Below are 8,081 nucleotides of genomic sequence, written 5' to 3'. Positions count from 1 at the left end.
TGCCCACACTGTGCGCGTTGAACCCCGTGGCGTGGGCTCCGCGCACCGAGCGCCCCACCCCCCCCCCCCCCGCCCCCGGTAAAGGGCCCCCCCCGGGGCACGCCCAAGTTTTTGCCGGGTGGGGCCCCCCCCCCCCCCCCGCCGGGGCGGGGGGGGGGGCTGCACGTGGATGGTGGTCAGGTGCGGGCGGCGGTGGTGAGGCGGCCGTCGTGGACTTCGGTGACGGCGTCGACGGTGGTGAGCAGGGAGCGGTCGTGGGTGACCAGGACGGTGGCGGTGGCTTTCTGGTGGGTGAGGGTGGTGATCAGGTCGAGGATGGCGGCTCCGCGGTCGTGGTCGAGGGCGCTGGTGGGTTCGTCGACCAGGAGGATGGCGGGATCGTTCATGAGGGCGCGGGCGATGTTGATGCGCTGGCGTTGGCCGCCGGAGAGCTGATGTGGGCGGCGGTCTGCCTGGTCGGCGAGGCCGACGGCGTCGAGCAGGTCCAGGGCGCGGGTGCGGGCCGTCTTGGGGTTGCGGCCGTCGAGGTGGGCCATGACCTGGAGTTGTTCGGCGGCCGTGAGGGAGGGCAGCAGGTTGGGCTGTTGGAAGACGATGCCGATGGTGGTGCGGCGCAGGGTTGTCAGTTCGTGGCGGCTCAGCCCGCGGGTGTCGGTGCCGGCGATTGTCAGGCACCCGGTGTCGGGGGTGATGAGAGTGGCGGCCACCGCGAGGAGGCTGGACTTGCCGGACCCGGAGGGACCGACGACAGCGGTGATCGTGCCGGCGGGGACGCTCAGGTTCACTTGGTCGAGGGCGGTCAGCCGGCTGGTGCCGTCGGGATAGGTGAGGGTGATGTCGGCCAGCTGCAGACCGGTGCTGGTGGTCGCGGTGGTGGTCATCGGGCACTTCCCAGGGCAGTGAGGGGGTCGACGGAGGTGATGCGCCGGATGGACAGGGCCGCCCCGAGCACGCCGAGGGCGATCATGACGGCCATCGGGACGAGGACTGTGGCGGCGTCCAGGACGAAGGGGACCGCGCTGCCGCCGACGGCGGCGCCGATACCGGCTGCGATGACGGTGCCTGTCCCGGTGCCGAGGACAAGGAGGATCATCGCCTGGCCCAGGGCGTCCTTGAGGAGGTAGCGGGTGGGGGCGCCCAGCGCCTTGAGGACGGCAACGTCGCCGCTGCGCTGGATGGTCCACACGGTGAAGAACGCGCCGACGACCAGGGCCGAGATGGCGAACAGGAAGCCGCGCATCAGCTGCAGGGAACCGTTCTCCGCGGTGAAGGAGCCGATCGCCTGCAGTGCGTCGTCGCTGCCGACGGTCTTGGTGTCCAGCTTCTGGTCGGCTGCCGACAGGTCGGCTCCGGAGGTGGTCGACAGGGCCACGACGGTGGCCTGCTCGCCTCTGCCGCCGGCCGGGGCACCGAGTTGCTGCCAGTCGCCGAGGGAGGTCCACACCACGGGGGTGTGGCTGTACATCGCCCCGCCGCTGACGGCGGCGATGGTGACCTTGTGTCCGCCCAGGGTGAACGTGTCCCCGGCCTTCACGCGCAGTTCGTCGGCGGCCTTCGTGGACATCACCACGGTGCCGTCTTCGAGGTCACTGGAGTCGGGGGCCAGGGAAGAGCCGGACTGGACGCCGAAGGCGGACAGGGAGGTGGTGGTGGAGCCGGCCTGGGCCTTGGTCATCGCGATGCCCAGCGGCTGGGCGGATTCCACGCCGGGTTGCCGGGCCCACTGCTTCCAGGTGTTCTGGTCGATGCGGGAGTCGGTGAAGGAGATGTCCTGCCCGCCGGCGGGAGCGGAGAAGGCCAGGTGGTCGGCGGGCAGGCCGGTGACTGCGGAGGTGTTCTCCCGGCCCAGCCCGGCCGTGAGCCCGGACAGCAGCCCCACCAGCAGTGTGATCATCACGATCACGGTGCCCATGAGGGCGAAGCGGCCCTTGGCGAACCGGAGGTCTCTCCAGGCGACGAACACAGCCATGCCTCTTTCGATGGTTTCCAGGGCCGGACCCGTTGCCCGGCGGCGTGTCTCAACCGTCGCCTTCGGGGCCTGACCGCCGCATCGCGCCGAGGACTGCCCGAGGGCGGCCAAAGGGTTCACCCCCGCCTACACCTTTTGATCGATGCCGCGGCCTGCGACGCCTGCATAACCTGACCTGGGGAGGAGCACGACATGGAACAGATGTCCGGCAGTTGATGAGAGATGTTGTGAGCGATCCTTCCCTGACACCCGCGCTACGTGTACTGCGTATCTGCCTGCACCTGATGGTCGTCGGCCTGCTCGCCCTGGCAGCGGTACGGGCTGCGGCCGACGGCGCCACGAACGCCCCGGCCGTGCTGGCCACGGCCTGTACGCTCGCCGCTGTCTACGGCATCGGACCGCTGCTGCGGCCCGTACGCACCCGGGCGGCGGCCGCAGCCTGGTGGCTGTCAGCGGTCACGGCCACCTGGCTGGTGCTGCTCGCGCTCACCCCGGACGGCATCTGGCTGGCCTTCCCCCTGTTCTTCCTCCAGCTGCACCTGCTGCCGCGCCGCTGGGCCCTGACCGCCGTCGCAGCCACCACCGCGCTGGCGATCGCCGGGTTCGGCTGGCACACCCTCGCCCTCACCCCGGGCACCGTCATAGGACCCGTGCTCGGCGCCGCGGTCGCCGTCGCGGTGGCGCTCGGCTACCAAGCCCTGTACCGGGAGAGCGAGCAGCGACGGCGTCTCATCGAGGAGCTGACCGCGACCCGCGGTGAACTGGCCGCGGCCGAGCACGCCGCCGGGGTCCTGGCCGAGCGCGAACGCCTGGCCCGCGAGATCCACGACACCCTCGCCCAGGGCCTGTCCTCCATCCAGCTGCTCCTGCGGGCCGCCGAACGCGCCCAGCTCGCCGGCTGGACCGAGGGAGCGCTGGACCACGTCCGCCACGCCCGCCGGACCGCCGTCGACAACCTCGCCGAAGCCAGGCGGTTCGTCCGCGCCCTGAGCCCGCCCGACCTGGAAGCCGCAAGCCTGCCCGCCGCTCTGGAGCGCCTGTGCACCACCACCTCCCGCACCTCCGGGCTGACCGTCCACTGCCAGATCTCCGGCACCCCCGCCGACCTGCCCACCCCGCATGAGGTCGCACTGCTGCGCGTGGCTCAGTCCGCGCTGGCCAACACCGTCCAGCACGCGCACGCCACCCACGTCGAGATGACCTTGAGCTACATGGACACCGAGGTCGCCCTCGACGTCGTCGACAACGGACACGGCTTCGACGCCGACGCGCTCCTGATGCCGGGCGAGAACGAGTCCGGCTCCGGCTTCGGACTGGCCGCCATGCGTGCCCGCGCCCGCGCCCTGCACGGCGTTCTCACCCTCGAAACCGCCCCCGGGCAGGGCACCGCCCTTGCCGTCACTCTCCCCCTCCCCGCCCGCGAAGGAACCGACGCATGAGCGCCTCCCCCGTCCGGCTGCTGCTTGCCGACGACCACCCGGTGGTACGGGCCGGCCTGCGCGCGGTGCTGGAGACCGAACCCGGCTTCACCGTCGTCGCCGACGTGCCCGGTGCCGGAGAAGCCGTCACCCTGGCCGCCGAACCCGACCTGGCCATCGACGTGGTCCTGATGGACCTCCAGTTCGGCGGGCAGATGCTCGGCGCCCAGGCGACCGCCGCCATCACCGCCCGAAAAGGCGCACCGCGTGTCCTGATCCTGACCACCTACGACACCGACGTCGACATCCTCGCCGCCATCGAAGCCGGCGCGTCCGGCTACCTCCTCAAAGACGCCCCGCCCGAGGAGCTCGCCGCCGCTGTGCGCACCGCCGCGGCCGGGAAGTCCGCCCTGGCCCCCGCCGTCGCCCTGCGGCTTATGGACCGCATGCGCGAGCCCGCCACCACCTTGACTCCGCGCGAAACCGAGATCCTGCAGCTGGTCGCCGACGGCCTGTCCAACGCCGCCATCAGCAAACAGCTCTTCCTCAGCCAGGCCACCGTGAAATCCCACCTCGCGCACATCTACACCAAGCTCAACGCCGACTCCCGCACATCCGCCGTCGCCACCGCAACCGCCCAGGGTCTCATCCGCCGCTGACCCCCGCGGGCTTCTCCGCCGATCCGCCAGCCTCTCCCGGCCTCGGGGCCGTTGAGGTCCATGGCAACCCAGGTTCAGGGCCCGCCAACGACTATGCGAACGTGGCGGAGAACCGGCCTATCTCCAGTCGTCGCCACCCTCGAACCCAACCTGAACCGCATCGTGCTGCCGGGGAACCAGCCATCCCGCGGGCGCGGGTAGCAGGGCTTCGGGTGGCTGGGTATCCGGAATATTCAGGATTCGGGGCCAAGGCCCGTTCCGCCGTGGCCCGTGTCATACGACACCGACCCAGACGTCGGGGCCCAAGGTGCCCTTCACATCCGAGGCCACGGATGTCGGGTCGACCTCGTAGCCGAGCGCGTACACCGTTGTCTTCTCCAGGCCGCGCACCTGGAGGCGTACGGGGTTGGCGCCGCGGTGGGCTCCGAGGATCCGCTGAAGTTCCTTCACGTTGCGCTCGTTGACCTGGTGGGATCGTAGCTGGAGCTGTACCGGCGGCCGGCTGCCGCTCTCCGCGGACGATACGTCCAGTACTTGGAGTTCCTGGCCGAAGATGCTTGTCGTGCCGTCCCGGTCGTTCAGCCGGCCTGTCACGGACACGATGCTGTCGGGGATGAGGGCGGGCTGGACCAGCGTGTAGGAGGCGGGGAAGAACAGCACTTCCATCTCGCCGTCGCGGTCGGCGAGGTTGATGATGGCCCAGGCGTTGCCTTGCTTGGTCACCTTCAATGTGACCCCGGTGATCAGTCCGGCGAGCTGCACCATTCCTTCGCTGCGGCCGGATCCGAGAAGTTCGCTGATCGTGGTGTCCCGGTTGCGGGAGAGGATGTGTTCCGTGCCGTCCAGCGGATGCGCGGAGACATACATGCCGAGCATCTCCCGCTCGGTGGCGAGGAGTTGTTTTCTCGGCCATTCGGAGTCGTCGATCGGGAAGTCGAGGCCGAGGGCGGCCGCGTCCGGGTCTTGCGCTCCGAGGTCTCCGAACAGGTCGTCCTGTCCGATGGCTGCCTGCTTCTTCACCGGGATGACGGAGTCGATGGCGTCTTCGTGGACCGCCGAGAGGCCCTTGCGGGAGTGCTTGAGGGAGTCGAAGGCGCCTGCCTTGATCAGAGACTCGACGGCCCTCTTGTTGAGCGCACCGATCTCAGCCTTGTCGAGGAAGTCGGAGAAGGAGGCGTACTTTCCCTTGGCCTTGCGGGTGCTGACGAGCGACTCGATGACGTTGTCGCCGACGTTGCGGATCGAGCGCAGGCCGAAGCGGACGTCGTCGCCGATGGCGGTGAAGTTCGCTACGGACTCGTTGATGTCCGGTTGAAGGACCTGCACGCCGAGCTTGCGGGCGTCTGCCAGGTAGATGCCCGCCTTGTCCTTGTCGTCGCCCACGGAGGTGAGGAGGGCGGCCATGTACTCGGCCGGGAAATTGGCCTTGAGGTAGGCGGTCCAGTACGAGACGAGCCCGTATCCGGCGGTGTGGGACTTGTTGAACGCGTAGCCGGAGAAGGGGAGCATGACGTCCCACAAGGCCTTGATGGCTTCTTCGGAGTAGCCGTTGGCCTTCATGCCGCCGTGGAACTTTTCCCACTCGGCAGCCAGGACCTCGGGCTTTTTCTTGCCCATGGCGCGTCGCAGCAGGTCGGCGCCTCCCAGGGTGTACCCGGCGAGCTGCCGGGCGATCGCCATGATCTGCTCCTGGTAGACAAGGAGGTGGAAGGTGTTGCCGAGGATGGGTTCCAGGGCACCTTCCAGCTCGGGGTGGATCGGGGCGATTTCCTGCCGGCCCGTCTTGCGGTGCGCGTAGTTCATGTGCGCGTTGGCCGCCATGGGCCCGGGCCGGTACAGGGCGAGTGCTGCGGCGATGTCTTCGAACCGGGAGGGCTCCATGGCTTTGAGGAGCGTGCGCATGCCGCCGCCGTCGAGCTGGAACACACCGAAGGTGTCGCCGCGGGCCAGGAGCTGGAAGGCCACGGCGTCGTCCAGGGGAATCGCCTGATCGCCGTCCTGGGGGACGGTGTCGGTGGTGATGCGGACACCGCGGTTCTCGCGGATGTTCTGAATGGCATGGTCGATGACCCCCAGGTTCCGCAACCCCAGGAAGTCCATCTTGACCAGGCCCATGTCCTCGCAGGACGGGTAGTCGAAACCGGTGATCTTGACGCCGTCCTTGGCCCGCATGTGCAGCGGGATGCGGTCGGTCAGCCTGGTCTTGGAAAGGATCACCGCGGCGGCGTGCACGCCGGTGTTACGGATCAGGCCCTCGACGCCCATCGCGCCGTCGATGACCTTGCGGATATCCGGCTCGTTCTCGTACAGAGCCCGGATCTCTCCGGCCTCCCCGTAACGGGGGTGAGCCTTGTCGAAGATGCCGGGCAAGGGGATGGACTTGCCCATCACGTCCGCCGGCAGAGCCTTGGTGATCCGCTCGCCGTGTGAGAACGGATACCCCAGGAGCCGCGACGTGTCCTTGATCGCGTTCTTGGCCTTCAGCTTTCCGAACGTGTTCACCATGGCGGTGAACTCGTCGCCGTACTTCTCGACGACGTAACGCACCATGCGGTCGCGGTGGCGGTCGTCGAAGTCGAGGTCGACGTCCGGCGGGTTGATGCGCTCCGGATTCAAGAACCGCTCGAAGAGCAGCCCGTGCTCCAGCGGACACAACTCAGTGATCCGGGTCGCGTACGCCACGATCGATCCGGTCGCCGACCCACGGCCCGGACCGACGGGAATCTTCTGGTCCCGGGCGTACTGGCAGATGTCGGCAACCACGAGGAAGTACGAGGAGAAGCCCATCGGACCGATGACCGTCATCTCGGTCTCGAAGCGCTCCATGACCGGGTCGGGGATCGGCGAGCCGTAGCGCATCATCAGGCCTTTGACGCACTCCCGACGCAACCACGACTCCTGCGTCTCCCCCTCCGGAACGTCCGGGTACTGGGGCATCTCGTCCTCAGGAGCGAACACCTGCTCGTAGGACTCGATGCGCTCGGCGATCAGCAGGGTGTTGTCACAGGCCCCGGGGAGCTCCGAGAACAGTTCCCGCATCTCGGCGGCCGTCTTGAGGTAGTAGCCGGCGCCGTTGAACCGGAAGCGCCCTGGATCGTTCTTGTCTTTGCCGACGCCGATGCACAGCAGGTTGTCGTGGGCGTCCGCGTGCTCCTCGAGGACGTAGTGAGCGTCGTTCGTGGCGAGCAGCGGAATGCTCAGGTCCTTCGCCAGCCGCAGCAGGTCCCCGCGGACGCTGCGCTCCAGGTCGAGGCCGTGATCCATCAGTTCGAGGAAGTAGTTCTCCTTGCCCAGGATGTCCTGGTAGGCGGCCGCTACCTCACGGGCTTCGTTGTACTGGTTCAGCCTCAGCCGGGTCTGGATGGCACCCGAGGGGCATCCGGTCGTGCCGATGATCCCTTCTGAGTGCTCAGCGATCAGCTCCATGTCCATACGGGGCTTGCCGGCCGGGAACTGGCCCGTGTAGCTGGCTTCGGTGGAGAGGTAGAACAGGTTCCGCAGGCCCTGCACGTTCTGCGCCCACATCGTCATGTGGGTGAAACGGCCCCCGCCCGAGACGTCCTTGGACCCCTCACCGTCATCCGACATCGCCCGCACTCCGCCGGGCCCCCAGAACTCCTGTTTCCGGTTCCGGCGGCTGGACGGGGCTACGTACGCCTCGATCCCGATGATCGGCTTCACACCCTCGAAGCCCTTGGCCACCTGCTGGAACTCGTAGGCCCCGAACATGTTCCCGTGGTCGGACATCGCAATGGCCGGCATGCCCTGACGGTCCACCTCGGCGAACATCGGCTTCAGCCGCTGAGCCCCGTCGAGCATGGAGTACTCGGTGTGATTGTGCAGGTGAACGAAGGAATCAGGCACCGGCTACAGACCTCCACGGCGGGGCAAAGGAAGGCGTTCACCCTAGCGCCGGAGGGGGCACTGGACAGCGTCTTGGCCCAAGGCCGCGAAGTTTGCTGATCGGCGGGGCTGTCAAGGGGGTTCGTCAGGTGGCGAGGGTGTAGGTCGCGCGGCCGGTCTTGTGGAGCATTC

General features: G+C 68.4%; 5 protein-coding genes. 2 read left to right on the top strand and 3 right to left on the bottom strand.

Annotated elements, in window-relative coordinates:
* Positions 1 to 176: 176 nt before the first annotated feature.
* Both ACFU5K_RS30460 and ACFU5K_RS30455 read right to left on the bottom strand, forming a co-directional pair.
* Positions 177 to 881 carry an ABC transporter ATP-binding protein gene (locus tag ACFU5K_RS30460; RefSeq protein ID WP_384067535.1) on the bottom strand — a complete coding sequence of 235 codons (705 nt, stop codon included), beginning with the start codon at positions 879 to 881 and terminating at the stop codon, positions 177 to 179.
* Positions 878 to 1,963 (bottom strand): ABC transporter permease, encoded by a 1,086-nt coding sequence (locus ACFU5K_RS30455; protein ID WP_384067541.1) that lies wholly within the window; start codon positions 1,961 to 1,963, stop codon positions 878 to 880. Before ACFU5K_RS30455 ends, ACFU5K_RS30460 begins: the two co-directional genes overlap by 4 nt.
* A 290-nt stretch (positions 1,964 to 2,253) precedes the next feature.
* Here ACFU5K_RS30455 and ACFU5K_RS30450 point away from each other — a divergent pair, with 290 nt between their 5' ends.
* Both ACFU5K_RS30450 and ACFU5K_RS30445 read left to right on the top strand, forming a co-directional pair.
* Positions 2,254 to 3,408, top strand: coding sequence for a sensor histidine kinase (locus ACFU5K_RS30450; RefSeq protein WP_384067538.1), 1,155 nt, complete (start codon positions 2,254 to 2,256; stop codon positions 3,406 to 3,408).
* On the top strand, positions 3,405 to 4,046 hold the full coding sequence (locus ACFU5K_RS30445; protein ID WP_384067533.1) for a response regulator: 642 nt from the start codon (positions 3,405 to 3,407) through the stop codon (positions 4,044 to 4,046). The genes ACFU5K_RS30450 and ACFU5K_RS30445 overlap by 4 nt, the downstream gene beginning before the upstream one ends.
* Positions 4,047 to 4,319: 273 nt before the next feature.
* Here ACFU5K_RS30445 and dnaE read toward each other — a convergent pair whose 3' ends face one another.
* Positions 4,320 to 7,910: a DNA polymerase III subunit alpha gene (gene dnaE / locus ACFU5K_RS30440; protein WP_384067530.1), complete on the bottom strand. Its 3,591-nt coding sequence runs from the start codon at positions 7,908 to 7,910 to the stop codon at positions 4,320 to 4,322.
* Between the last annotated feature and the right edge of the window lie 171 nt (positions 7,911 to 8,081).

This window comes from Streptomyces sp. NPDC057428 (assembly GCF_042803195.1).
Lineage (GTDB): Bacteria > Actinomycetota > Actinomycetes > Streptomycetales > Streptomycetaceae > Streptomyces.
Note: the sequence above shows the minus strand (reverse complement) of the source record. Positions and strands in the feature narration are given on the sequence as shown.